The following is a 23,376-nucleotide window of genomic DNA, read 5'->3' as shown; positions in this document are numbered from 1 at the left end:
GGTTTTCGCTCAGAGTGCAGCCAGCACGGCGTCACCCATCTCACGGGTGCCAACGCGGCGCGTGCCCTCTTCCCAGATATCGCCGGTGCGATAGCCCTGTGCGAGCACCTTCTTGACGGCGCTCTCCACACGATGCGCGGCCGCTTCATTGTTGAAGCTGTAGCGCAACATCATCGCTGCCGACAGGATGGTGGCGAGCGGATTGGCCACGCCCTTGCCGGCGATGTCAGGTGCCGAGCCGTGGCTGGGCTCGTACAAGCCCTTGTTGTTCGCATCCAGAGAGGCGGACGGCAACATGCCGATCGAACCCGTCAACATCGAGGCTTCGTCGGACAGGATGTCGCCGAACATGTTGCCGGTGACCATGACGTCGAACTGCTTGGGCGCCTTCACCAACTGCATCGCGGCGTTGTCGACCAACATGTGTGAGAGCTCAACGTCGGGGTAATCAGCCGACAACTCGATCATCACATCGCGCCACAGTTGCGTCGTCTCGAGCACGTTCATCTTGTCGACGGAGCACACGCGCTTGTTGCGCTTGCGCGCCGCCTCGAAGGCGACCTTCCCGATACGGCGAATCTCAGCCTCGGAATAGATCATCGTGTTCCAGCCAACGCGCTGACCGTCGCGCACCTCGATCCCACGTGGCTCACCAAAGTAGATGTCGCCGGTGAGCTCGCGCACGATCAGGATATCGAGACCGGACACCACTTCCGGCTTCAGCGTCGAAGCGTTTGCGAGCTCCGGATAGAGGATCGCCGGGCGGAGATTGGCAAAAAGTTGAAGATCCTTGCGGATGCCCAGCAAGCCACGTTCCGGGCGTTGCGGGCGGGGCAACGCATCCCACTGGGGCCCGCCAACGGCGCCCAGTAGCACCGCGTCAGCCTCACGCGCGAGCTTCTGGGTCGCCTCCGGATACGGCACGCCGGCCGCATCCACCGCGCAACCGCCCAGCAGCGCGGGCTCCATTTCGATCTTGAGACCATCGCTGCGCAGCGCTTCAAGCACACGCACCGCTTCGGCAACGATTTCCGGGCCGATGCCGTCACCGGCCAGAACACAGACTTTCATTGAATCTCTCAGGTGAAGAGCCAGGGCTGTTCCGCCTGACGGCGCGCCTCGAACTCACGGATCTTGTCGGCGTGACGCAAGGTCAGGCCGATATCGTCAAAACCGTTCAGCAGACAATATTTGCGGAACGGATCCACGTCGAACGGAATCACCTTGCCATCAGGCCGAGTGACCGTTTGCGCATCAAGATCGATCCGAAGCTTGTAACCCGGAGTCGCGTTGACCTGATCGAACAGGGCGTCGACTTCCGCTGCCGGCAGCTTGATCGGCAGCAGGCCGTTCTTGAAGCAGTTATTGAAAAAGATGTCGGCGAAACTCGTGCCGATCAGCGCGCGAAAACCGTAGTCTTCGATCGCCCAAGGCGCATGCTCACGCGATGAGCCGCAACCGAAATTGTCGCGCGTCAGCAGGATGCGGGCACCCTGAAAGCGCTGCTGATTCAGCACGAAATTCGGATTTAGCGGGCGCTTGGCGTTGTCCATGCCGGGCTCGCCGTGGTCCATATAGCGCCATTCGTCGAACAGGTTCGGGCCAAAGCCTGAACGTTTGATCGATTTCAGAAACTGCTTGGGGATGATCGCGTCAGTATCGACATTGGCGCGATCCATCGGCGCCACGAGACCATCAAGGACGGAAAACTTTTCCATTACTTGCTCGAACCCTTCTGAATGGCTTCGCCGGCCTTCTCGATATCCTTGCCAAAGCCATGCACGGTATTGCAGGCGGAGAGCGACGTTGCGAGCAACGCGAGAACGAAAATACGCAGAATTTTCATATCCATTCTCCTTGCCGAATCAGAGAATTTCGCGGACGTCGACGAAGCGACCAGCAATTGCCGCCGCCGCTGCCATGGCCGGGCTCACCAAGTGAGTACGCCCACCCGGCCCTTGACGACCTTCGAAGTTGCGATTGGACGTGGATGCGCACCGCTCACCCGGCTCCAGCCGGTCCGCGTTCATCGCGAGACACATCGAACAACCCGGCTCACGCCATTCAAAGCCGGCCGCCTTGAAGATCTTGTCGAGCCCTTCCGCTTCAGCCTGGCGCTTCACCAAACCCGAGCCCGGCACGACCAGCGCAAGCTTGACGTTATCTGCGATGCGTCTGCCGCGTGCAACCGCTGCGGCCTCACGCAGATCTTCGATACGCGAGTTCGTGCAGGACCCGATGAAAACCTTGTCGATCGCGATGGAGGTGATCGGCATACGTGGCGTCAAGCCCATGTATTGCAGCGCGCGGCCGTAACCCTCGCGGCGCACCGGATCGGTTTCCTTCTCCGGATCGGGCACCAGGCCGTCGATCGTCGTCACCATCTCGGGAGACGTGCCCCAGGTGACTTGCGGCTGAATCTGCCGCGCATCGATCTCGACGACGCAGTCGAACTGAGCGCCGTGGTCTGACACCAGTGTGCGCCAGTACGCCACGGCCTGATCCCAGTGATCCCCCTTCGGGGCGAAATCACGGCCACGCAAGTATTCAATCGTGACGTCATCAACGCCGACCAGACCGGCGCGTGCACCCGCCTCGATCGCCATGTTGCACAGCGTCATCCGCCCTTCCATCGACAGCGCACGGATGGTCGAACCGCCGAATTCCATGGCGTAGCCGGTACCACCTGCAGTGCCAATTCGGCCGATGACGTGAAGCACGATGTCTTTGGCTGAGACGCCTTTACCCAGCGGCCCATCAACCTTGATCAGCAGGGTTTTCGATTTCTTCTGCAGCAGGCACTGCGTCGCCATCACATGCTCGACTTCCGACGTGCCGATACCATGTGCCAGGCAAGCGAAAGCACCGTGGGTCGATGTGTGCGAATCGCCGCAAACGACCGTCATCCCCGGCAGCGTGGCGCCGTTCTCCGGCCCGATCACGTGCACGATGCCTTGGCGGGCATCCTTGAACGGGAAGTAGGCTTTGGCGCCAACCGCGCGAATATTCGCGTCCAGCGTTTCAACCTGAAGGCGTGAGATCGGATCCTTGATCCCGCTCGCCCAGTCGTTCGTCGGGGTGTTGTGATCCGCGGTCGCGACGATCGAGCCAACCCGCCACGCTTTACGACCAGCCAGCTTGAGCCCCTCAAAGGCCTGCGGGCTGGTCACCTCATGCACGAGATGGCGATCGATATAGATCAATGCCGTACCGTCGTCCTCGACGTGGACGACATGACTGTTCCAGAGTTTTTCGTAAAGCGTGTGCAGTGCCATGAGCCAAAAACCGCAACAAAAACGCAATCTTTAATTATTTCACAGCAGGTTCATGCTGACCAGCCCGCCATGCGGCGGCGCAACAAAACATCATTGCACTGCCTCGCTGCATCTCACCGCCAGGTAGGCACGCGTACGACGGTCCGTCGGCGCAGCCAGCAGATACCGAAATCGTTGGGCGCCAGTCAGCGCCGTTCGGTTGCCTGCTCATAGAGGGGCATCACCTTGGCCGAGTACACGGCCAGGTCCTTTTGGCGCGACGCCTGTGATGGGTGGGTAGACAGCCACTGCGGTTGCGAGTTGCCGGCAAGACGCCCCATTTTGTCCCACAGCGAAATTGCCGCTCGAGGGTCGTAGCCAGCGCGCGCCGCCAGCTCGACGCCGATTCTGTCCGCCTCGGTTTCCTGTTCGCGGGAATTCGGCAGCGCGAACATTGCCTGATAGGCCATGCCGGCCATGTCCATCGTGGAACCGCTCGCGCCCAGCGCGATACCGATCACCGTGAGTCCAATCTGGGCATTCATGGCCTGCGACGCGCGCTCCCAGGCATGTTCTCGCAAGGCATGCGCAATTTCGTGCCCCATCACGGCGGCCAACTCGTCGTCGGTAATCTTGAGTTGATCGATCAGCCCGGAGTACACGGCGATCTTGCCGCCCGGCATACACCAAGCGTTGACCTCTTTCGAGGTCAGGACGTTGACCTCCCAATGCCAGCCAACAGCATCGGGTCGGAACGCCGCCACAGTCGGCGTGAGCCGGGCCGCAATCCGGCGTACGCGCTCCGTTTGCACATGATCAACGTTGAGCGCCTTCTTCTGCTCGGCCGTGTTGACGACCTGGCGATATTGCGACGCCGCCTGTTTGTTCAGCGCATCGCGATTAACCAGTGGCGACACGGTCTGTTTACGATCCACGCCCACCGTGCCGGGGGCTGTGGTCTGCACGGTCGCACAGGCCACAGCGATGCCGCACAACAGCCAGACCGGGACAGCGCGAGCCAAGGAAATCGCCATCTCAGAGCCTCCGGTACGGAACCGCGCGATCAGCCCTTCGGGCCAGGAACATCCTGATGCCCCGCAGGCGCCAGGCCGGCGATACGCGGCGTCGCGACCTGCACATCGGCGTTCTGTGCGCGGTGGCGCAGCGCGTGATCAACCAGCACGAGCGCCAACATTGCCTCGGCAACCGGGGTGGCCCGAATGCCAACGCACGGATCGTGGCGTCCGGTGGTCATCATTTCGGTCGGCGCGCCTGCGAGATCGATCGATCGACGGTTCTGAGGAAGCGACGAGGTCGGTTTGATCGCGATCGAAACGCGAACATCCTGTCCGCTTGATACGCCTCCCAAAACCCCGCCAGCGTGGTTGGACAGAAATCCGTCCGGCGTCAGCTCGTCACCATGCACCGTGCCCCGCTGCGCAACCACGTCAAATCCGTCGCCGATTTCAACACCCTTTACCGCATTGATGCTCATCATCGCGTAAGCGATGTCGGCGTCGAGGCGGTCATAAACCGGCTCCCCCCAACCAACCGGCACACCACTGGCGATCACATCAATACGGGCACCTATGGAGTCGCGGTCAGCGCGGATTTCATCCATATAGGCCTCGAGGCGCGGGACGATCTCGTCGTTTGCGGCGAAAAAGGCGTTCTCCGACACATGTTCCCAGCCCTTGAAGGGGATGCGAATCTCACCAAGCTGGCTCATGAATCCGCGAATCACGATGCCGTAACGCTCGCGCAGCCACTTCTTCGCAATGGCGCCGGCGGCCACGCGAACCGCAGTTTCGCGGGCAGATGAGCGCCCACCGCCACGGTAGTCGCGGATGCCGTACTTGTGCCAGTAGGTGTAGTCGGCATGGCCAGGGCGAAACGTCTGCGAAATCTTCGAATAGTCCTGGCTTCGCTGATCCGTGTTACGGATCAACAACGCGATGGGATGGCCCGTGGTCTTGCCTTCGAACACGCCGGAGAGAATCTCTACCGAATCCGGCTCCTTGCGCTGGGTAACGTGGCGCGAGGTGCCCGGCTTGCGCCGATCCAGCTCAGCCTGAATATCCGCCTCGCTCAGCTCAAGTCCGGGCGGGCAGCCATCGACCACACAGCCGATTGCAGGCCCGTGCGATTCGCCAAAGGAGGTAACCGTGAAGAGAGTGCCTAGTGTGCTGCCGGACATATCGATGGGTATTTATAGACTCGCTGGGGAGGCGCGAGTTTAGCACCTCCCCTGGCGCAGCCTCGCTGGGCGGCGCACCCCCCCCTCGCAACGGTGGCGGCGTCGGGCCGATTTCACTGAAAGAAGGCTTCGAGACGCTCGAACACGGCGTGGTCGGCGCCATGCCGCCGCACATCCAGCACGTCTTCAAGCTTTTCGACTTGTAGCGTCATCTGCGCCAAACGCGCGTCGTCGTGGACCAACAGCCAGATCCGGCTCTCTGCCCCATCGCCGACTGGCATGCACAGAATGCCCTCTACGTTGAAGGCCCGACGCGCGAACAGCCCGCAAACATGCGTCATCACCCCGGGATGATTGCGCACCGCCAACTCAAGCACGGCCTTCTTCTGCGCAGCGGCCACCGCCGCATTGTTCATTTCACTCATGGCTCACCCACCGATCATTTCGATATTGGCGGCCCCCGGAGGGACCATCGGGAAAACCTTCTGATTCACATCGATCGAGCAGTGAATCAGCATCGGCCCCTTAGACGCCAGCGCCTCGGCCAGAGTCGCGCGCGGATGCGCACTGCGATCCAGATCCACGGCTTCCAGCCCGAAGCCCTGCGCAATGCGGATGAAGTCGGTCGGCCGCTTGTAGTCCGCGGCAAAGATCCGCTGGCCGTAGAACATGTCTTGCTGCTGATGCACCAAGCCAAGTGACTGGTTGTTCATCAGGATGATCTTCACATCGACGCCCTCGTCCGCGGCGGTCGCCATTTCCTGAATGTTCATTTGCAGGCTTCCGTCGCCGGAGAAGCAGACAACTTTCCGCCCCGGCTCGGCGAGCGCCGCGCCGATCGCGGCCGGCAAGCCAAAGCCCATCGTGCCAAGGCCGCCGGATGTCAGCCACTGCCGTGGCCTTCTGAACGGGTAAGCCTGCGCCACCCACATCTGATGCTGCCCGACGTCCGTCGTGATGATGGCCTCATCATCGAGGCAGGCGGCCACGGCACTGACAAGGCCGTAATGACTGCGCGGGTCGTCGAGCCCCGGCATTTGCAGCGGATGCGCTGAGCGCAGGCTATTCACCCGCGACAGCCATTTCTTGCGCAACTGGACCTGGACATGGGGCAAGAGGCGCTCCAGCACCGCCGCGACGTCGCCCTGGATGCCGATATGCGCCGTCTTGATCTTGTCGATCTCGGAGGCGTCGATATCAATGTGAATGATTTTGGCGTCGGGGCAGAACTGCGCCGCCTTGCCGATCGCTCGGTCGTCGAAGCGGGCGCCGACACAGATCAGCAAATCCGCTTCCTGCAGTACATAGTTGGTGTAGCGCGCGCCGTGCATGCCGAGCATGCCGACCGACAATGGATGATCAACCGGCATTGCGCCCAGCGCCATCAGCGTCATCGTGGTTGGCAAACCCGCCTGTTCAGCCAGTGTTGTAGCCAAGTGCGACGCGCCCGAGGCGATCACGCCGCCGCCGAGATACAGCACCGGACGCTCGGCGCGGTTGATCATCTCCGCGGCACGCAGCACGGCCTCTTCACTCACCTCCGGCGGTCGGTCGAGCGCGCAAGCCGTGAGTGCCGGCGCATCAACGCGCTGCGTCTGCACATCCTTCGGCACATCCACCCACACTGGGCCCGGGCGCCCCGACTGTGCAATCCGGAACGCGTCGCTGATCACCTGGGGCAAGTCCTCGGCGCGCCGAACGAGGTAGTTGTGCTTCGTTACCGGAATCGACAAGCCATAGGTATCGACTTCCTGAAACGCATCGGTACCGATCATCGAGAGCGGCACTTGCCCGGTGATGCAGACCAAAGGGATTGAATCGAGCTTGGCATCGGCGATTGCCGTAACAAGATTGGTCGCCCCCGGACCACTGGAAGCAAGGCAGACGCCTGGCTTACCAGTTGCGCGGGCCATGCCCTGTGCGATAAAGCCCGCACCCTGCTCATGCCTTGCCAGCACATGACGGATGGTGCCGGCGGAAGCCAGCGCATCGTAGAGCGGCAGCGCCGCCCCGCCGGGAATACCGGCGATCGTATCGACGCCCTGAGCTTCGAGCAGACGGACCAGCAATTGTGCGCCAGTCATTTCCATGAGGTCTCTCCTGTGAGATGACCCGGCTGCCTGCTGACTGGGATTTGCGGTTCCGCAAAGAAAAAACCCCGCCAGCTGCACGCCGGCGGGGTTGAAATCCTGTTGACCCTAGGACCCCTGCTACGGCGCGCAAGCACCTACGCTTACTACGCGTACTACTACCGCTACAGCGGAAGCCGACAGGACGTCGAAGAAGTACGTAGAAGCGAGCATGGATCGGTTAAGCCAACGGAAACGGAACGACGATTCAATTGCAGCACACAATCCCTGAAAGCTCAAGGGCCTCTTTACGAAAAATCGTGCTGCGATCGGCATCAAAGTCAGACAAATTCCTACAAAAAATCAAACCACTACGCGCAATCCGCGAGATCACGAGGCGCACGAAGATGTCGAAATGGCGTGATTTCCCATGCAGTTTCAATGACATCGACATTGCCAGACAAGCTCTGACAAAGCGGTATGTTTTCACTGTGTTAAATCTGCCTCACGCGGCCTTCTTGGCTTCGTCGCGAAGGGCGCGCCGCAAGATCTTGCCAACGTTGGTCTTCGGCAACTCAGTCCGGAACTCAACCAACTTTGGCACCTTGTAGCCAGTCAGCTTCTCGCGGCAATGGGCGATCACGGCCTCGGCGGTAAGGTTCGGATCCTTCTTGACGACGAACACCTTGACGGCCTCACCGGACTTTTCGTCCTGTACACCAATCGCCGCCACCTCCATTACCCCCGGGTGCGACGCAACGACATCTTCCACCTCGTTCGGATAGACGTTGAAGCCGGATACAAGAATCATGTCCTTCTTGCGGTCGACGATTCGGACGAACCCCTTCTCATCGACCACCGCCACGTCACCGGTTTTCAGGAAGCCATCAGGCGTCATGACTTTGGCCGTTTCGTCCGGGCGGTTGTAGTAGCCCGCCATCACCTGCGGCCCACGCACACAGAGCTCACCGGACTCGCCAACACCCAACTCGCGACCATCTTCATCGCGAATCGAAATCTCGGTCGACGGCACTGGCAGGCCGATTGCGCCGTTGAAGGCAGGCAGATCGAGCGGATTGATCGTCACCGCCGGCGACGTCTCGGTCAGACCATAGGCCTCTACCAACGGACGCCCCGTCAGCGCACGCCATTTGTCGGCGACAGCGCGCTGCACAGCCATGCCGCCCCCCAAGGCGCAGCGCAGCTGCGAGAAGTCGAGCTTGACGAAATCGGGGTGGTTCAACAACGCGTTGAAGAGCGTGTTAACGCCGGTGATCGCGGTGAAGGGGTGCTTTTGCAACTCTTTCACGAAACCGGGAATGTCGCGCGGATTCGTAATCAGGACGTTCGTCGCGCCGACCTTGAAGAAAGTGAGGCAATTCGCGGTGAGCGAGAAGATGTGATAAAGCGGCAACGCGGTAACGATTACCTCTTCGCCTTCCTTCAGGAAGGGCTTGATCCACGCATGCGCCTGCTGGAGATTGGCAATGATGTTGCGGTGCGTGAGGACGGCACCCTTTGAAACACCCGTGGTACCGCCGGTGTATTGAAGGAATGCAATGTCGTCCTGCGTGACCTTCACAGCCTCCAGCTTGCGGCCCTGTCCGCGCGCCATCGCCTGCTTGAAGGGGATATGCCCAGGAATGTTCCAGGCCGGAACCATCTTCTTGACGCGTTTGACCACAAAGCTGACGAGCGCCCCTTTGAGGCCACCCAGCATGTCGCCGATGCGGGTGACGACAACATGCTTGACCGGAGTGTGGCCAAGCACCTCCTGCAGCGTCGAGGCGAAGTTCTCGAGGATCACGATTACGTCCGCGCCCGAATCCTTGAGCTGGTGTTCAAGCTCACGCGGCGTATATAGCGGGTTGCAGTTCACGACCACATAGCCGGCGCGCAAAGCGCCCCACAGACACACCGGATACTGCAGAAGATTCGGCATCATCAGCGCGATACGCGCCCCCTTCGGGAGCTTCAAATCCTGCTGCAGGAAGCCGGCGAACGCAGCACTCAAGCGATCGAGCTCGTCGTAACTGATCGCTTTGTCCATATTGACATAGGCCGCCCGCGGGCCGAACTTGCGCACGCCCTCGGCAAACAGGTCACCAATCGCCCCGTACTGCGTCAGGTCGATGTCTGCCGGCACGCCAGCGGGATAGCTCTTGAGCCAGACCTTCTCCATCTCCATACCCCCGGTGTTGTCTTATGTTTTCCTGAACGCGCTTTGAGTGCCGACTGTTCGATCATCTGCCCAAAAAGCGTCGCCCGGTATCGCCTGAAAGCTCACTCGTCGTCCGCCTCGGCGGGCCAATTGCGGATGTAGTTCTTGAGCATCTTGTTCTCGAAGCTCTGCTCCTCGAGGACCGCCTTGGCTACATCGTGAAATGAGACAACGCCCATCAGTGTTGTGCCGTCCATCACTGGCAGGTAACGCTGGTGGTCATCGACCATCACGCGGCGTAGCTCGTCCATCTCCATATCCGGCCCAGCCGAGCGCGGCTCGCGCAGCATCACATCCGACACGGTCAGAGCCCCCCAGCCCGCACCAGCGGAAGTCAGCGCTTTGAGCACTTCGCGGAAGGTCAGCATGCCGACCATGCGACCATGATCAAACACAACGAGCGAACCGACATCCTGTTCGCTCATGACCGATACTGCCTCCGCCAGTACAGTCCCCGGCGCCACGGTGTAAAGCACCTTGCCCTTGATCGCCAAAATTTCGCTTACCAGCATCACTCACTCCTCGTTATGAGACCGCTTCGAAACGGTTTGCGACATGGCGGTTGAATGGCAACCAGAGCAAACCATACTCTACCGTATGGTCAGGCCGAATGTGAATACCCATCAGCCCTACCAGAAACACAAAGGGCGACCCGAAGGTCGCCCGTGCATCATTGCGCGTCGTAGTCAGCTCAGCGCTGCAGATCGCCAAGCTTGCCTTTGACCTTCGCCCACTCGTCCGCATCAGGCAGGGGATCCTTGCGCTCGACGATTGGCTTCCACAACTTGGCCAACTCTGCATTCAGCGCGATGAACGACTGCTGATCTGCCGGCACGTCGTCTTCAGCATAGATCGCCTCAACCGGGCATTCGGCCACACAGAGGGTGCAATCAATGCACTCGTCCGGGTCGATCGCCAGGAAATTCGGGCCTTCGCGAAAGCAGTCGACCGGGCAAACATCCACGCAGTCGGTGTATTTGCACTTGATACAGGCTTCAGTCACCACATAAGTCATTTCTTGTCTCTCCATCGGCGGTTGGGGCGTGTTTCACCGCGAGGCTCAATGATACCGGAGCTTCCTTGCGCTCCAACACCACCCGTTTCACGATCCGGCAAAGCGCGCGCCACAACTCATCTTTTTTTAGTAGCATTCACCGCTTGCCCGGACTCAAACCCGGCTCCTGCCCCGAGATCTGACCGCGTGGCAATCCCCCACGGCGGACATCGGCAATCGAGGCCGTTCCAAACAGCGAGGAATCATGAGCGAACACATCCTTCACGTCACCGACGCATCTTTCGAGCAGGACGTTCTGCAAGCGCAGACGCCTGTTCTGGTCGATTACTGGGCAGAGTGGTGCGGCCCCTGCAAGAGCATCGCTCCGATTCTTGACGAAATCGCCAAGGACTACGCTGGCAAGCTCGTCGTAACCAAGCTCAACATCGACGAAAACGCTGAGACGCCGGCCAAGTACGGCATCCGTGGGATACCGACGCTCATGCTGTTCAAGGGCGGCAGCGTTGAGGCGACCAAGGTTGGCGCGCTCTCCAAATCGCAATTGACCGCATTCATTGACAGCAACCTGTAATACGGCTAGATTGCCGTCATAACTGCTTCGGCGCGCCGCCCGGCGCGCCGTTTTCAATCAACACTCCCTTCCCATCCCGTCGTATTCACGACTTCAAACGGCGCTCAGTCTCGCCGGTCAGGTATTTCCATGCACCTCTCGGAGCTCAAGTCACTCCACGTCAGCCAGTTGCTCGAAATGGCGCACGCCAACGAGATCGACGGCGCCAACCGCCTCCGCAAACAAGAATTGGTCTTCGCCCTGTTACGCAACCGGGCAAAGAAAGGTGAGCCGATATTTGGCGACGGCGTGCTGGAAGTATTGCCGGACGGCTTCGGGTTCTTGAGATCACCCGACACGTCTTACCTGGCCGGCACCGACGACATTTATGTCTCCCCCTCGCAGATCCGCCGCTTCAATCTCCATACCGGCGACACGATCGAAGGCGAGATCCGGACACCGAAGGATGGCGAGCGCTACTTCGCGCTGGTCAAGGTCGACAAGGTCAACTTTGAATCGCCAGAGGCGTCGAAGCACAAGATCCTGTTTGAAAACCTGACGCCGCTGCATCCGAACCAGTGCCTCAAACTTGAGCGTGAGATCCGGGCGGAAGAGAACGTCACGAGCCGGGTCATCGACATGATCGCGCCGATCGGCAAGGGACAGCGCGGCCTGCTGGTTGCCCCACCGAAGTCCGGCAAAACCGTGATGCTGCAGCACATTGCACACGCGATCACGACCAACCATCCTGACGTCGTAGTGATCGTGCTGCTGATCGACGAACGCCCGGAAGAAGTGACCGAAATGCAGCGCTCGGTGAAGGGCGAAGTGGTCGCTTCGACCTTTGACGAACCTGCAACGCGCCACGTTCAGGTCGCCGAAATGGTGATCGAGAAGGCAAAGCGCCTCGTCGAGCACAAGCGCGATGTCGTGATTCTGCTGGACTCGCTTACCCGCCTCGCGCGTGCCTACAACACGGTCGTCCCTGCCTCGGGCAAGGTGCTCACCGGCGGTGTCGACGCCAATGCCCTGCAAAAGCCCAAGCGCTTCTTCGGTGCCGCACGGAATATCGAAGAGGGTGGCTCGCTCACCATCATCGCCAGCGCCCTGATCGACACCGGTTCGCGCATGGATGATGTGATCTACGAGGAATTCAAGGGCACCGGCAACATGGAGATCCACCTGGATCGTCGCATGGCCGAGAAGCGCGTCTATCCGGCAATCAACGTCAATCGCTCGGGCACTCGTCGCGAGGAACTGCTGATTGAGCCGGCCATCCTGCAGAAGGTATGGATCCTGCGCAAGCTCCTGTACGGCATGGACGAAATCGAGGCAATGGAGTTCCTGCTCGACAAGATCAAGGCAACGAAGACCAACAACGATTTCTTCGATGCCATGCGGCGCGGCTGATCAGACTGCCCGCCAAGAAAAACGCCGGTCAATGACCGGCGTTTTTGTTTGCTCGTCAGATCGTTACGTCACTCGCCCTGTGGCCGCAATTGCATCGTCTTCAAGGTACCCTCAACCGAGAACAGACGGACGATGCGTTCGACCGGCGTCTTGACCTCACTGCGGAGCGCCCCGCGTACCACACCTTCGGTATCGACCTGAACACGGCCCGACGCGCTCAACGCGCCGGCATCGAGGCGACGGATTTCCAATCGAACGCCCTTGCCCGGCTCACGAACAACGGTCCCTTCCATAACGTTGAAACGCGTTACGCCACCGGAAATCGGTGCGTTACCGGAACGTCGCATGGCCTCAACGAGATCAATCCGATTGATCGAACCGTCGGCGATCGCGTAATTCCCCGTCCATTTCGACGCACTCGCGAGATCGGCCAGGCTATCCGCTTCGCCGCTGAGCGTCATCGGCCCGGACACACGCCCGCTGACGAGCGACTGCGTATCCATGAGGGCGGCCAACTGATCAAAGCTCAGCGCATCAACCTTGAACTGCCCCTTGACGGCGACACGACTCAGGAAGTCCAGACTTACGACACCCTTGATCGCCCCGCCCAGCCAGTTCGCCGAGAACTGGGCATCGTCCATGCCGTTCAAACCCATGCGCCCCGAAATCAAAACGTTATCGAGCTTCGTTTCGCCATACTTGAACTCGGGTGCAATAACGCTGGCAAGGATGTTGCCGTCCTGCACCTGCAGTTCATAGGTCACGGCGACTTCTTTCGGCTTCAGACGCGCTGACTCCCATTTCCCATCGCCGGAGAACAGAAATGCGCCGGACAGGTCGGCAATCACGGCCTTGCCGACCGGCACCGACAACGCGTCGACCTGAACCTCCTTCAAACGCCAAACACGCCCGGGCGACTCGAGCCCCGAAAGGCGCGCCAGCAGCGACGGTTGCAAACTACCGCCATTCAGCGCGACACGCAGTCGCTGCGGTTGTGATGTCACCCAGCGGAACCAATCCGGGCCGCCAAAGGCACGATCGATGTGCGACGTCCCTCCCTCGCCAATCTGGATATCGCCCAACTCAAAGACGGGCCACGGATGGAAGGCGACGCCAACGCGTCCAACCTTTACCGGCTCACCCAACCAGTTCGCCGCATCCTGCTCAACGCGCTGACGCAGGGTGGAGGCTTGCCAGGCCAGCGCGGCAACGGCCGCCCCAAGGCCTCCAACAATCAGGAGCGCCAAAACAATCATCAGCCCGCGGCGAATCTTGTCGCCCCCCTTGCCGCCGCCACTGACCGCTCGATGACCCAAGGTGCCGAAGAAAACGCGAATCTTGTCAAAAATCGAGGCCTGCGAGCCAGACCCCAGCGCGCGCTCCAGGCGGCGGGCGTCTGCCGTCTGCTTGCGCTTGTCCGCTGCGGTTGGCGCCGGGTCGGCGGCGGCGGGTGAAGATTGCGCGATTTCACGGGGCTCGACGCGCGCCGGCGTTTCATCGCCACGCAACCAGCGGGCTTCTTGCTCCGCCACCCGCGCCATGCGGGCATCAAGCGTCTCGATGAGACCGGCTCGCTCAAGTTCAGTCAGGGCACGCTGAACGGACTTGCCGTCCTTCAGTCGTGTCACCAGTTCGCCAACAGTCGAAAAGCCATCGACCGCTTCGAGCACGCTTCGCGTCAAACGATCCCCGGAGCCTTTTGGCTCCGCCATCATGCGGTCGCCCGCTTCCGTGCGACAAAACACCGAGAACCGGTCCAAGCTTGACTCCTGCCGGGCCTTTCGGCCCGTAACGGTTAATCACATTGGAATATTACAGCAACCCAAATCACCCTTCGAAGCGAAAAGGCGAAAAATCATGTTGACAAGCTTCTCGGCCATGTCTATTATGGCGGCTTCTGTTCCTCGATAGCTCAGTCGGTAGAGCGCCGGACTGTTAATCCGTAGGTCCCTGGTTCGAGCCCAGGTCGAGGAGCCAAAGTTTCAAGAAACGCCCGCAGCGATGCGGGCGTTTTTCATTTTCCGCCCCGCTCTCTCAAAATCCAAGGATTTTGATGATTGCGCATCAATCGGGCGGCGCATCGCCGCCCGCCCAACACTTACATCGGATCAAGCCGGCGAAGGTGTGCCAATACCGGCAACAGCATCGCGCTGCCCAGTCGCTTGCTTCGCGCGCCGTTCCAGCCAACGCGTGCGTCAGGCGCGTTGTCGTTGTCCTTGAACGGCATCTCGAGCGTCAGCGAGACGCAACCGAATCGATGCGCCACCCACTTCGACCCCAGCGTCAGCAGTTCGTCCTGAAAGCGGTCGTCGGTATAGCCGTGTCGCTGCTGGAAGTCCGGTGACGCCGCCGCGAGATCGCTGAGGAACTGCGCTTGCAAGGCGGTGTTCGTGCCACCGTAGCCAGGCACCATGTGCGAACCGTCGATGAAGACGTAAGGCAAGGTCTCGTCGCCGTGAATATCCAGAAAGAGATCGACCCCGCTTTGCGCCATGCCGCCCTGCACCGCGAGTATCTCCGGGCTGCGCGAAACTGTCGGCGCATGCCACTCCCGATTGAGATTGACGCCCGCTGCGTTCGATCGCAAGTTGCCGAGCCAAGCGCCGTCCGGATTGATATTGGGTACGAGGTGCACCGTTGCACGCCGCCGGATCTCACGCGCGACCGGGTCCGCTTCATCGAGCAGGCGATCCAGCATCCCTTCGGCGAACCACTCGGCCATGCTCTCGCCCGGGTGTTGACGTGCCACCACCCAGACCTGGCGGGGCCCGCCGCCGAGTTCGATGACGTCGATATCGCGCCCCTGCAGGCTGGCGCCAAGGCGAGCGACACGCGTGCCGTCCGCCATCGTGGCACGGCCAAGCACCGACAGATGGCGCTCCTGCGAGTAAGGCTCGAAGTACGCGAGCCAGATCGCATCGTGTTTTGGCGTAAGCGACACCGTGAGCACGTCACCGTCGTAGTCACAGTCATCAAGACGGAACCAGTCGGTCCGGTTGTAGGACGCGACCGCCCGATAGCCGCGCCACCCGTCGGGGTAGGAGCATTGGCCGGCGTTCTCGAAACGCAGCGTCAGGGCCTGGCCGGCGGCGCCAGAGATGCGAAAGTGAAACCACTGCCGGAACTCGTTCGAACCATGGTCATCACGGATACGCAAACGCACATTGCCCGGATCCGACGCATCCACGACGTCGATGGATCCGCTGTCGAAGTTGCTGCTGATACACACAGTCATCGGTTGATCCTTATGCCGCATGGCGGCGGAAGTACCAGGTGTCGGCGTCCGACGCCGTGGCATCGAACGCATAGCCATCGAGATCGAAGGCTTTGAGCGCCTCGACATCGGTAATGTTGTGATCGATCGCAAAACGGGTCATCGCACCACGCGCCCGCTTTGCACTGAAGCTGACGATCTTGTATTGCCCGTTGCGCAGCTCCTGGAACACTGGCGACACGACGCGGGCGCGCAAGCTGCCAAGCTGCGCAGCCTTCGAGTATTCGGTGGATGCAAGGTTGACGACCACGCGCGCTTCGCCTGCATCGACCAGCGCATCCAGGCGACGCTCAATCGCGGTGGCGATCACGCCATCCCAGTATGCGTAGAGATCCCGGCCGCGCGGGTTTGTGAGCCGCGTGCCCATTTCCAGGCGATAGGGCCGAATCAGATCCAGTGGACGCAGCAGGCCATAGAGGCCAGAGAGAATGCCCACATGTGACTGCAGGTAGCCCTCAAGCCGTTCGGCAGGCAAGGACTTGGCGTCGAGGCCGTCGTACACATCGCCATCGAACGCCAGCACCGCCTGCTTGGCGATCGGCGGCTGATGCGCGGGTGCCCACTCCATGTAGCGTGCCGCATTCAGCGCCGCGAGCTTGTCCGACAGACTCATCAGCGTCGCAATCTGCGCTGGTGATCGCTCGCGCAGCAGCTCGATCAGCGGCTCCGCGCGGTCGAGGAAATCCGGTTGGGTTGAACGTGCGGTATGCGGAGCAGTTTCAAAATCGAGGGACTTGGCGGGAGACAGAAGGATCAGCATCGAAGCATTGAGGAAACTTGCCGGAACAGCATGATAGCGCCCCCGCGAGTCGCGCCCGCCCCGGTCCATGGCAATTTGACACACCGCGAGGCGTGGGGAAACATGCAGATCCTTCCCCGCTGTTCCGTGGCAGTTCGCTGCCCTCCCGCCGATGCATAGCAACGATCTCCTGCAACGTTCACTCGACGCCGTCTGGCACCCGTGCACGCAGATGAAGCACCACGAGCGCTTCCCGCTGATTCCGCTCGAACGCGGCGAGGGGCTGTGGCTTTTTGATACCGAGGGGCGTCGGTACTTCGATGCAGTCAGCTCCTGGTGGGTGAACCTCTTTGGCCATTGCAACCCGCGGATCAACACCGCGCTGCAACGCCAATTGGGGACGCTCGAACATGCCATGTTGGCCGGCTTCACCCACCGGCCGGTCGTAGAGCTCTCGGAACGCCTGCGAGCGCTGACCGGCAACGCGCTGGGGCACGCGTTCTATGCCTCCGATGGCGCCTCAGCGACCGAGATTGCGCTGAAGATGAGCGCGCACTACTGGCGCAACAGCGGGATGCCGGGCAAGAACCGCTTCCTGAGTCTTGCCGGCAGCTACCACGGCGAAACCGCCGGCGCGCTGTCGGTGACGGACATTGATCTGTTCCGCGACGCCTACGCGCCGCTCGTACGGCAATCGGCAACCGTGCCAAGCCCCGCCAGCGCCGACGCTTCGACCCGCGCACAAGCTGCGCACAGCGCAGCCGATGCGCTGGATGCCTGGCTCGCCGAACACGCGGATAGCACCGCGGCGTTGATTGTCGAACCCCTGGTGCAGTGCGCCACCGGGATGGCCATGTACGACGCTGAATACCTGCGTCGCGCCCGCGCCGCCTGTGATCGCCACCGGGTTCATCTGATCGCCGACGAAATCGCAGTGGGCTGCGGTCGCACCGGCACCTTCTTCGCTTGCGAGCAGGCCGGCATCCAGTCGGACTTCCTGTGCTTGTCGAAAGGCATTTCAGGCGGCTACTTGCCGCTCTCGATCGTGCTGAGCACCGACGAGACGTATCGTGCCTTCTACGATGACGCCACCGTGCGGGGCTTCCTGCACTCGCACTCCTACACCGGGAACCCGCTGGCCTGCACCGCTGCGCTCGCAACGCTCGATATCTTCGAGAGCGACAAGGTGCTCGCGACAAACCTCGAGCGCGCCGCCGCACTCACCCGTGCGGCAGCACCACTTCAACAGCATGCCCGAATCCGCAACTTCCGCCGCACCGGCATGATCTGGGCGTTCGACGTCGACAGCGACGATCCGCAGCTATCGCGCAAGATCTTTGCGGCCGGCCTGTCACGCGAACTGCTGCTTCGTCCGATCGGCCGAACGGTCTACTGGATGCCGCCCTACATTTTCGATGACGCCGACGCGGCTTTTCTGGTGCAACGCACAGGCGAAGCGATCGACGCCGCGCTGGTGGCCTGATCCATGGCGATCTGGGAAACACTTGACGCAGAATTCGCAGCACTCGATGCGGCCGGGCTGCGCCGGCGACGTCGAACGATCAGCGAACGACATGGCGCGGAGGTCGTCGTCGACGGACGCCGAGCCGTCGACTTCTGCGCCAATGACTACCTGGGCCTTGCTGACCACCCGGCCCTTGTTGACGCCGCGATTGCCGGCGCGCAACGCTGGGGCATGGGCGCCGGCGCATCGCATCTGGTGAGCGGGCACTTTTCCGCACACGACGCTGCAGAAAGAAGACTGGCCAATTTCGTTGGCTGCGACGCAGCGCTGCTGTTCTCCACCGGCTACATGGTCAATAGCGGCATCGCCGCCGCCTTGGTCGGCCGTGGCGACGCGGTGTTCGCTGACCGCCTCAATCACGCCTCGCTGGTTGACGGCGCCCTGCTCAGTCGCGCCGAGCTTCGGCGCTATCCACACGGCGACGTCGCCGCGCTCGAACAGATGCTTGCCGAAAGCACCGCGCCGCGGAAGCTGATCCTGACCGACAGCGTATTCAGCATGGATGGCGATATCGCCCCCTTGCCGGCGCTCTTCGAACTCGCCGAGCGCTTTGATGCCTGGCTGGTGGTCGATGACGCGCATGGCTTTGGTGTGCTCGGCCCCCAGGGCCGCGGCGCCCTGCAGCATTACGGCATCCGCTCGCCGCGCGTGCTGTATATCGGCACGCTTGGCAAAGCGGCCGGCGTTTATGGCGCTTTCGTTGCGGGCAACACACCGGTTGTGGCGTGGCTGATGCAGAAAGCGCGCACCTACATCTTTACGACAGGTGCCCCACCGCTATTGGCCGAGACGATCTGCGCTGCGGTGGATCTGATCGAGGCAGGCGACGAGCGACGAGCCCAGGTGGCGCAGCTCATCGCGCGACTGCGGAGCCAGCTCCGCCACCCGGAACGCCTCATGGCATCCACCACTCCAATCCAGCCTGTGTTGGTGGGTGGCAACGAGGCGGTGCTAACGCTCGCCGCACGTTTGCTTGAGGAAGGCCTCTGGGTGCCGGCGATTCGCCCGCCCACGGTACCGGCGGGCACCGCGCGACTACGGATATCCTTGTCGGCCGCCCACACCACCGCGCAAGTAGATGCGCTGGCCGCGGCGATCAACCGCCATCTCGCCGTATGACGATCAGTGTGCAAGCCTGGCACGGCTGGGGCTTCGGCCCGGCCGCATTCGACCCGCTGCGTGCCGCCCTGGGTGATGGCTGCCAGCTTGTGACGCCGGCTCTCACCGCGCCTGCTTCCGGCGACTTCAACGCCTGGGTTGCGGAACTGGCCGGACAAGTGAGCGCCAACGAAGTGCTGCTCGGCTGGTCGCTTGGCGCCATGCTGGCGATGGCCGCCGTAGCAGCCGGCGCGCGGCCGAGGGCTCTGGTGTTGATTGGCGCCAGCCCGCGTTTCGTCGCCTCGGCAGCGTGGCCGCACGGTCTGGATGCCAGCACCGTAACTGCATTCCAGACCGGCATCGCGGCACAGCTGGATCGTACGATGAAGCGTTTCCTCGCACTGCAAACGCTTGGCGACAGCCAGCGGAGCGCTGGACAGGCGGCGCTCGAACACGCCCTTGAAACCGATCCGGCCAAGCTGTCGCCCGCACTGTCGGCGCTGATCGGGGCAGACCTGCGGACGCAGGTCCGCCATATCGGAGTACCCGCGTTGCTTCTGCACGGCGCGAACGACGCCCTGATGCCGATGGCTGCGGCCAACTGGCTTTCGGCGCAGCTGCCGCATGCTCAACTGCAGCGATTTCCACAGTGCGGCCACGCACCGCATGTGACGCACGCGCGCGGTATGGCTGAAGCATTGCAGCGTTTTCTCGGGGCCTTGCCGGATGCCTGACTCCCTACCGGTGCCGCCAGCTGATCTGAGGCGGCGCATTCGTGAGGCCTTCGCAGCCGCCGCCGCCCACTACGACCACCACGCCGAAGTCCAACGCGCGATCGTCGCGGACCTTCTCGAATGGATTGAACAGTCTGCCCCGGCCCGTTTGCCAACGCTCGACGCCGGTTGCGGCACCGGTTACGCAAGTGCAGCCCTGCGCACCGACGATGCACCGGTGATCGGGCTTGATCTTGCCGACACGATGGCGCGCCAAGCGCTCCGGCGTGGCGAGCACGGCATCGCCGGAGATCTGGAATGCCTGCCGTTGCGCGACGGATGTGTTGGGCGCTACTGGTCCAGCCTCGCCTGGCAATGGTGCGCCAGCGGCGCAGCGGCTGCCGAGGCCGCGCGCGTGCTGGCCTCCGGCGGCGTGCTTCAGGTCGCGACACTCGGGCCCGATACGCTGCGCGAGTTGCGCGATGTATTTGCAGCGATCGACGGCGCCGAACATGTGCGCAGCTTCGAGCCACCCGATGCGGTGCTCGCCGCGCTCCGACACGCCGGCTTCCGGTCGATACGCTTCAAGCAATGCACGCAAACCGGTTTCGCGCCCGATTTGGCGAGCCTGCTCCGCGACATCCGTGGAGTCGGCGCGCACACGCTGGGCGACAGCCGCCGTCGCGGCATGCTCGGCCGGCAAGCGTGGCAACGCCTCTGCGACGCGTACGAGGTTCACCGCGAAGCCGCCGGTCTGCCCGCGCGTTACGATGTTCTGATGTTCGAAGCCATCCGCTAAGAATTTCTGAAGGACTCGGCAAGACCGACGCTGCCCAACAGGCACGACAAAGCGCGCGACACATCGGGACGGCTCTGGCGCCCGCGAGCACCGACCGAATCCCAGTCGCGAAGAGATCAGCCACGAATCCGGATCTACTCTCATGCACTACTACTTCATCACCGGCACGGATACCGAGATTGGAAAAACCTTCGTCACCTGCGCCCTACTGCACTCGGCACGTGCAGCCGGGCTCAGCGCCGTCGGCTACAAGCCGATCGCAGCTGGCGCCGAGGAGATCGACGGCATCTGGTCGAACGAAGACGCGCGGCGCCTGCAAAACGCTTCGTCCCCCGGCTTTGTGCTCGACGAGGTCAACCCGTTGTGCCTGCGCGAACCGGTGGCGCCGCACATTGCAGCCGCGTCGGAGAACGTCGCGCTCGACGTACCGCCGCTGGTAGCGGGATTCGAACGCCTCGCGAAGCGGGCTGACTGCGTGCTGGTTGAGGGCGTCGGCGGCTTCCGCGTGCCGCTGGACGATCGCCTCGACACCGCCGACCTCGCACTCGCGATGCGTTTGCCGGTGATCCTGGTGGTGGGCATGCGGCTGGGCTGCATCAACCACGCACTGCTGACCGCCGAGGCCATTACTGCGCGCGGGCTGCGTCTCGCAGGCTGGATCGCGAACACGCTGGCGCCGCGCATGAATCGCTTCGATGAGAACCTGGAAGCGCTCGCCGCGCGCCTGCCGGCACCGTTGCTGGGTGTCGTACCTTTCAGCGAGGCAGGCCCGCAAAGCGCGGCATCGCAGGTAAGCCTGCCCGGCACGGTATAATCCGCAGCCATTCCGCGCAGGAACACCTGTCATGAAACGCTCCCGCTTCGGCCGCCGTAGCGGCCTCTCCCGCGACGCCGAGAACCTGACCTGGCTCGCCGTTGGACTTGCCGAGTCGGGCAGTCGCGCTGAAGACAGCTTTTGGGAAACCCGCCTCGCCGAACAAGTCGAAAAACTGCTCGACGAAGGCGATGAAGACACGCTCAACAGCGCGCTGGACCATCTCTACGCCACGCAGGCCAATGCCTACGACGAACTGGCAGACCTCATCGAGTCGCGCGCCGAGTCCGGCATTGCAGGCGATCACGATGTACTGCTGATCGCCGCGCCGGTCATGGCCTGGTCGCGCTTCGCGATCGCCGCCGCAACGATCCCGCCAGCACAGCTCGCAAACCTGCGGGTGCACCTGCAGGCGCATGTGCTGGCTGACGGCGTAAAGCTCGGCATGGCCGATTTCCTCTTCTCCCCCGACCAGTTGCCGCAGGGCTACTGCGAAACGCGCCGTTTCGCGGCCGCACTGGGCGAGGCCGCTGCAGTTGGGCAGAACCTGCATATCGCTACCGAGTCCTTGCCCGAAACGGCAAAGTTTCTCTCCGACGTGCGCTACATCCTGGCCGCTGCCGTCGTACCGCGTGGTGCCGCGCTGTTCCGCTGGCAGGAGCGCGACGGCAATCGCGAGCAGGCGCTGGCGCAGTGGCGCACGCAGGGCGGCGCGGTGGTTACCACACTGATGCCGGGCTGCGCGCTCGAAGTCGTGCTACCGGACGCCTACTTTGCGGCAAGCCGGCAGGCGGACCGCGACTCGCGCCCCTACTCGCTGCGCGCATCGGTTGCCTTCCTCACGACGACGCTCGAGACGCCGCCGGATACGCTGCGCGCGGTGATCGCCCCGTTCCAGGATCGCCAGTTGGAGGAGTACCGCGTCGGCTTCACACGCAAGGGTTCGGACGACGTGATCCACGGCGTCGTGTGGCCGCTGCTCGGTGCGGAAGACGAGAACAGCGAGATCCCTCAACAGATCGAGACGGCCTTGCGTACCTGCGGCCTGACCGACGTCATGCAACTCGACACCACCTTCCCGCTGGAGTACTGCGACGACTGCGGTGCACCGATGTACCCGTCGCCCGATGGCGAGGCGGTTCACGCCGAGTTGCCGGAAGACAGCGCCGAAGCGGTGCCGCGCCACCTGCACTGAACTGACGCCCAGCTTTGCGGTCGATCGTTTCATGCACGATTGCCCGCAGGAGGACAGCGCACATGAGCCGTAAAGTCGAACGCCCGGACGCCGAATGGCGCGAGGTGCTGGACCCGCAGCAGTACCACGTCACCCGTGAAAAAGGCACCGAGCGCGCCTTCACCGGCGCGTACTGGAACGTCTGGGACGCGGGCGATTACCGTTGTGTGTGCTGTGGCGGCGAGCTGTTCCGTTCGGAAGACAAGTTCGATGCCGGCTGCGGCTGGCCGAGCTTCTCGACCGCCGCCGCAGCCGAGAATATCGAGACATCGACCGACCGTAGCTATGGCATGGTGCGCACCGAAGTGCTGTGCCGCAACTGCGGCGCACACTTGGGTCATGTGTTCGAGGACGGCCCCCAGCCTACCGGGCTGCGCTACTGCATCAACTCGGCTTCGCTGAAGCTCGAAAAGGATGCCGAGAAGTAAGACCTCCTCGCGTCTCTGCTCGCGGTGCCCCCTGCC

Annotated in this window: 23 protein-coding genes and 1 tRNA gene; 10 read left to right on the top strand and 14 right to left on the bottom strand. The window is 62.2% G+C overall.

Annotation, left to right across the window (positions count from 1 at the left end; genetic code table 11):
• Positions 1-9: 9 nt before the first annotated feature.
• From leuB to fdxA, 11 genes are all read right to left on the bottom strand, one after another.
• Positions 10-1,071 (bottom strand): 3-isopropylmalate dehydrogenase, encoded by a 1,062-nt coding sequence (gene leuB / locus HH302_RS04780; protein WP_172198898.1) that lies wholly within the window; start codon positions 1,069-1,071, stop codon positions 10-12.
• Positions 1,072-1,079: 8 nt separating this feature from the next.
• Entirely contained in the window at positions 1,080-1,718 is a 639-nt protein-coding gene (leuD, locus tag HH302_RS04775; RefSeq protein ID WP_172198895.1) for a 3-isopropylmalate dehydratase small subunit, read from the bottom strand.
• Positions 1,718-1,846, bottom strand: coding sequence for an entericidin A/B family lipoprotein (locus HH302_RS04770; RefSeq protein ID WP_172198892.1), 129 nt, complete (start codon positions 1,844-1,846; stop codon positions 1,718-1,720). The genes leuD and HH302_RS04770 overlap by 1 nt, the downstream gene beginning before the upstream one ends.
• A gap of 19 nt (positions 1,847-1,865) precedes the next feature.
• The gene (leuC, locus tag HH302_RS04765) at positions 1,866-3,275 is read right to left on the bottom strand and encodes a 3-isopropylmalate dehydratase large subunit (protein ID WP_172198889.1); all 1,410 of its coding nucleotides are present in this window, start codon (positions 3,273-3,275) and stop codon (positions 1,866-1,868) included.
• 185 nt (positions 3,276-3,460) lie between these two features.
• Entirely contained in the window at positions 3,461-4,288 is an 828-nt protein-coding gene (locus HH302_RS04760; protein WP_172198886.1) for a M48 family metallopeptidase, read from the bottom strand.
• 29 nt (positions 4,289-4,317) lie between these two features.
• Positions 4,318-5,451, bottom strand: a complete 1,134-nt coding sequence (aroC, locus tag HH302_RS04755; protein WP_172198883.1) for a chorismate synthase — start codon at positions 5,449-5,451, stop codon at positions 4,318-4,320.
• A gap of 113 nt (positions 5,452-5,564) precedes the next feature.
• Positions 5,565-5,876: an acetolactate synthase small subunit gene (ilvN, locus tag HH302_RS04750; protein ID WP_206252987.1), complete on the bottom strand. Its 312-nt coding sequence runs from the start codon at positions 5,874-5,876 to the stop codon at positions 5,565-5,567.
• A 3-nt stretch (positions 5,877-5,879) separates the two neighbouring features.
• The gene (gene ilvB / locus HH302_RS04745; protein WP_172198880.1) at positions 5,880-7,541 is read right to left on the bottom strand and encodes an acetolactate synthase large subunit; all 1,662 of its coding nucleotides are present in this window, start codon (positions 7,539-7,541) and stop codon (positions 5,880-5,882) included.
• A gap of 484 nt (positions 7,542-8,025) precedes the next feature.
• Positions 8,026-9,702 (bottom strand): long-chain-fatty-acid--CoA ligase, encoded by a 1,677-nt coding sequence (locus HH302_RS04740; RefSeq protein ID WP_172198876.1) that lies wholly within the window; start codon positions 9,700-9,702, stop codon positions 8,026-8,028.
• Positions 9,703-9,803: 101 nt separating this feature from the next.
• On the bottom strand, positions 9,804-10,253 hold the full coding sequence (locus HH302_RS04735; RefSeq protein WP_172198874.1) for a CBS domain-containing protein: 450 nt from the start codon (positions 10,251-10,253) through the stop codon (positions 9,804-9,806).
• A 179-nt stretch (positions 10,254-10,432) separates the two neighbouring features.
• On the bottom strand, positions 10,433-10,756 hold the full coding sequence (gene fdxA, locus HH302_RS04730; protein WP_172198872.1) for a ferredoxin FdxA: 324 nt from the start codon (positions 10,754-10,756) through the stop codon (positions 10,433-10,435).
• 244 nt (positions 10,757-11,000) lie between these two features.
• Here fdxA and trxA point away from each other — a divergent pair, with 244 nt between their 5' ends.
• Positions 11,001-11,327 carry a thioredoxin TrxA gene (gene trxA, locus HH302_RS04725; protein ID WP_172198870.1) on the top strand — a complete coding sequence of 109 codons (327 nt, stop codon included), beginning with the start codon at positions 11,001-11,003 and terminating at the stop codon, positions 11,325-11,327.
• Positions 11,328-11,456: 129 nt separating this feature from the next.
• Positions 11,457-12,716, top strand: coding sequence for a transcription termination factor Rho (rho, locus tag HH302_RS04720; protein WP_172198868.1), 1,260 nt, complete (start codon positions 11,457-11,459; stop codon positions 12,714-12,716).
• Positions 12,717-12,784: 68 nt separating this feature from the next.
• On the opposite strand, the gene HH302_RS04715 is transcribed toward rho, so the two are convergent.
• On the bottom strand, positions 12,785-14,476 hold the full coding sequence (locus tag HH302_RS04715) for a hypothetical protein (protein WP_172198866.1): 1,692 nt from the start codon (positions 14,474-14,476) through the stop codon (positions 12,785-12,787).
• Between the two features lie 141 nt (positions 14,477-14,617).
• Between HH302_RS04715 and HH302_RS04710 the strand changes: the two genes are divergently transcribed.
• Positions 14,618-14,693, top strand: a tRNA-Asn gene (locus tag HH302_RS04710).
• 121 nt (positions 14,694-14,814) lie between these two features.
• On the opposite strand, the gene HH302_RS04705 is transcribed toward HH302_RS04710, so the two are convergent.
• Both HH302_RS04705 and yaaA read right to left on the bottom strand, forming a co-directional pair.
• Positions 14,815-15,951: a carboxypeptidase family protein gene (locus tag HH302_RS04705; RefSeq protein WP_172198864.1), complete on the bottom strand. Its 1,137-nt coding sequence runs from the start codon at positions 15,949-15,951 to the stop codon at positions 14,815-14,817.
• A gap of 10 nt (positions 15,952-15,961) precedes the next feature.
• Positions 15,962-16,750 carry a peroxide stress protein YaaA gene (gene yaaA / locus HH302_RS04700; RefSeq protein WP_172198863.1) on the bottom strand — a complete coding sequence of 263 codons (789 nt, stop codon included), beginning with the start codon at positions 16,748-16,750 and terminating at the stop codon, positions 15,962-15,964.
• Positions 16,751-16,901: 151 nt separating this feature from the next.
• Here yaaA and bioA point away from each other — a divergent pair, with 151 nt between their 5' ends.
• From bioA to msrB, 7 genes are all read left to right on the top strand, one after another.
• Positions 16,902-18,212 carry an adenosylmethionine--8-amino-7-oxononanoate transaminase gene (gene bioA, locus HH302_RS04695; protein ID WP_172198861.1) on the top strand — a complete coding sequence of 437 codons (1,311 nt, stop codon included), beginning with the start codon at positions 16,902-16,904 and terminating at the stop codon, positions 18,210-18,212.
• A 3-nt stretch (positions 18,213-18,215) separates the two neighbouring features.
• On the top strand, positions 18,216-19,373 hold the full coding sequence (gene bioF, locus HH302_RS04690) for an 8-amino-7-oxononanoate synthase (RefSeq protein ID WP_172198859.1): 1,158 nt from the start codon (positions 18,216-18,218) through the stop codon (positions 19,371-19,373).
• Complete coding sequence (locus tag HH302_RS04685) at positions 19,370-20,086, top strand: alpha/beta fold hydrolase (RefSeq protein WP_172198857.1); 717 nt, start codon at positions 19,370-19,372, stop codon at positions 20,084-20,086. Before bioF ends, HH302_RS04685 begins: the two co-directional genes overlap by 4 nt.
• Positions 20,079-20,864, top strand: coding sequence for a methyltransferase domain-containing protein (locus HH302_RS04680; RefSeq protein ID WP_172198855.1), 786 nt, complete (start codon positions 20,079-20,081; stop codon positions 20,862-20,864). Before HH302_RS04685 ends, HH302_RS04680 begins: the two co-directional genes overlap by 8 nt.
• A gap of 142 nt (positions 20,865-21,006) precedes the next feature.
• Positions 21,007-21,678, top strand: coding sequence for a dethiobiotin synthase (gene bioD, locus HH302_RS04675; RefSeq protein WP_172198853.1), 672 nt, complete (start codon positions 21,007-21,009; stop codon positions 21,676-21,678).
• A gap of 31 nt (positions 21,679-21,709) precedes the next feature.
• Complete coding sequence (locus HH302_RS04670; RefSeq protein WP_172198851.1) at positions 21,710-22,873, top strand: DUF2863 family protein; 1,164 nt, start codon at positions 21,710-21,712, stop codon at positions 22,871-22,873.
• Between the two features lie 62 nt (positions 22,874-22,935).
• The gene (msrB, locus tag HH302_RS04665; protein ID WP_172198849.1) at positions 22,936-23,340 is read left to right on the top strand and encodes a peptide-methionine (R)-S-oxide reductase MsrB; all 405 of its coding nucleotides are present in this window, start codon (positions 22,936-22,938) and stop codon (positions 23,338-23,340) included.
• Positions 23,341-23,376 lie beyond the last annotated feature (36 nt).

It is taken from the genome of Niveibacterium sp. COAC-50 (genome assembly GCF_013184235.1).
Taxonomy (GTDB): domain Bacteria; phylum Pseudomonadota; class Gammaproteobacteria; order Burkholderiales; family Rhodocyclaceae; genus Niveibacterium; species Niveibacterium microcysteis.
The sequence above is the reverse complement of the archived record's forward strand: the minus strand, read 5'-3'. Positions and strand labels throughout refer to the sequence as shown.

What these genes read in the sequence shown, in the direction of transcription:
- leuB (WP_172198898.1), bottom strand. Translation starts at nt 1,071, where the DNA reads ATGAAAGTCTGTGTTCTGGCCGGTGACGGCATCGGCCCGGAAATCGTT.
- leuD (WP_172198895.1), bottom strand. Translation starts at nt 1,718, where the DNA reads ATGGAAAAGTTTTCCGTCCTTGATGGTCTCGTGGCGCCGATGGATCGC.
- HH302_RS04770 (WP_172198892.1), bottom strand. Translation starts at nt 1,846, where the DNA reads ATGAAAATTCTGCGTATTTTCGTTCTCGCGTTGCTCGCAACGTCGCTC.
- leuC (WP_172198889.1), bottom strand. Translation starts at nt 3,275, where the DNA reads ATGGCACTGCACACGCTTTACGAAAAACTCTGGAACAGTCATGTCGTC.
- HH302_RS04760 (WP_172198886.1), bottom strand. Translation starts at nt 4,288, where the DNA reads ATGGCGATTTCCTTGGCTCGCGCTGTCCCGGTCTGGCTGTTGTGCGGC.
- aroC (WP_172198883.1), bottom strand. Translation starts at nt 5,451, where the DNA reads ATGTCCGGCAGCACACTAGGCACTCTCTTCACGGTTACCTCCTTTGGC.
- ilvN (WP_206252987.1), bottom strand. Translation starts at nt 5,876, where the DNA reads ATGAGTGAAATGAACAATGCGGCGGTGGCCGCTGCGCAGAAGAAGGCC.
- ilvB (WP_172198880.1), bottom strand. Translation starts at nt 7,541, where the DNA reads ATGGAAATGACTGGCGCACAATTGCTGGTCCGTCTGCTCGAAGCTCAG.
- HH302_RS04740 (WP_172198876.1), bottom strand. Translation starts at nt 9,702, where the DNA reads ATGGAGAAGGTCTGGCTCAAGAGCTATCCCGCTGGCGTGCCGGCAGAC.
- HH302_RS04735 (WP_172198874.1), bottom strand. Translation starts at nt 10,253, where the DNA reads ATGCTGGTAAGCGAAATTTTGGCGATCAAGGGCAAGGTGCTTTACACC.
- fdxA (WP_172198872.1), bottom strand. Translation starts at nt 10,756, where the DNA reads ATGACTTATGTGGTGACTGAAGCCTGTATCAAGTGCAAATACACCGAC.
- trxA (WP_172198870.1), top strand. Translation starts at nt 11,001, where the DNA reads ATGAGCGAACACATCCTTCACGTCACCGACGCATCTTTCGAGCAGGAC.
- rho (WP_172198868.1), top strand. Translation starts at nt 11,457, where the DNA reads ATGCACCTCTCGGAGCTCAAGTCACTCCACGTCAGCCAGTTGCTCGAA.
- HH302_RS04705 (WP_172198864.1), bottom strand. Translation starts at nt 15,951, where the DNA reads ATGACTGTGTGTATCAGCAGCAACTTCGACAGCGGATCCATCGACGTC.
- yaaA (WP_172198863.1), bottom strand. Translation starts at nt 16,750, where the DNA reads ATGCTGATCCTTCTGTCTCCCGCCAAGTCCCTCGATTTTGAAACTGCT.
- bioA (WP_172198861.1), top strand. Translation starts at nt 16,902, where the DNA reads ATGCATAGCAACGATCTCCTGCAACGTTCACTCGACGCCGTCTGGCAC.
- bioF (WP_172198859.1), top strand. Translation starts at nt 18,216, where the DNA reads ATGGCGATCTGGGAAACACTTGACGCAGAATTCGCAGCACTCGATGCG.
- HH302_RS04685 (WP_172198857.1), top strand. Translation starts at nt 19,370, where the DNA reads ATGACGATCAGTGTGCAAGCCTGGCACGGCTGGGGCTTCGGCCCGGCC.
- HH302_RS04680 (WP_172198855.1), top strand. Translation starts at nt 20,079, where the DNA reads ATGCCTGACTCCCTACCGGTGCCGCCAGCTGATCTGAGGCGGCGCATT.
- bioD (WP_172198853.1), top strand. Translation starts at nt 21,007, where the DNA reads ATGCACTACTACTTCATCACCGGCACGGATACCGAGATTGGAAAAACC.
- HH302_RS04670 (WP_172198851.1), top strand. Translation starts at nt 21,710, where the DNA reads ATGAAACGCTCCCGCTTCGGCCGCCGTAGCGGCCTCTCCCGCGACGCC.
- msrB (WP_172198849.1), top strand. Translation starts at nt 22,936, where the DNA reads ATGAGCCGTAAAGTCGAACGCCCGGACGCCGAATGGCGCGAGGTGCTG.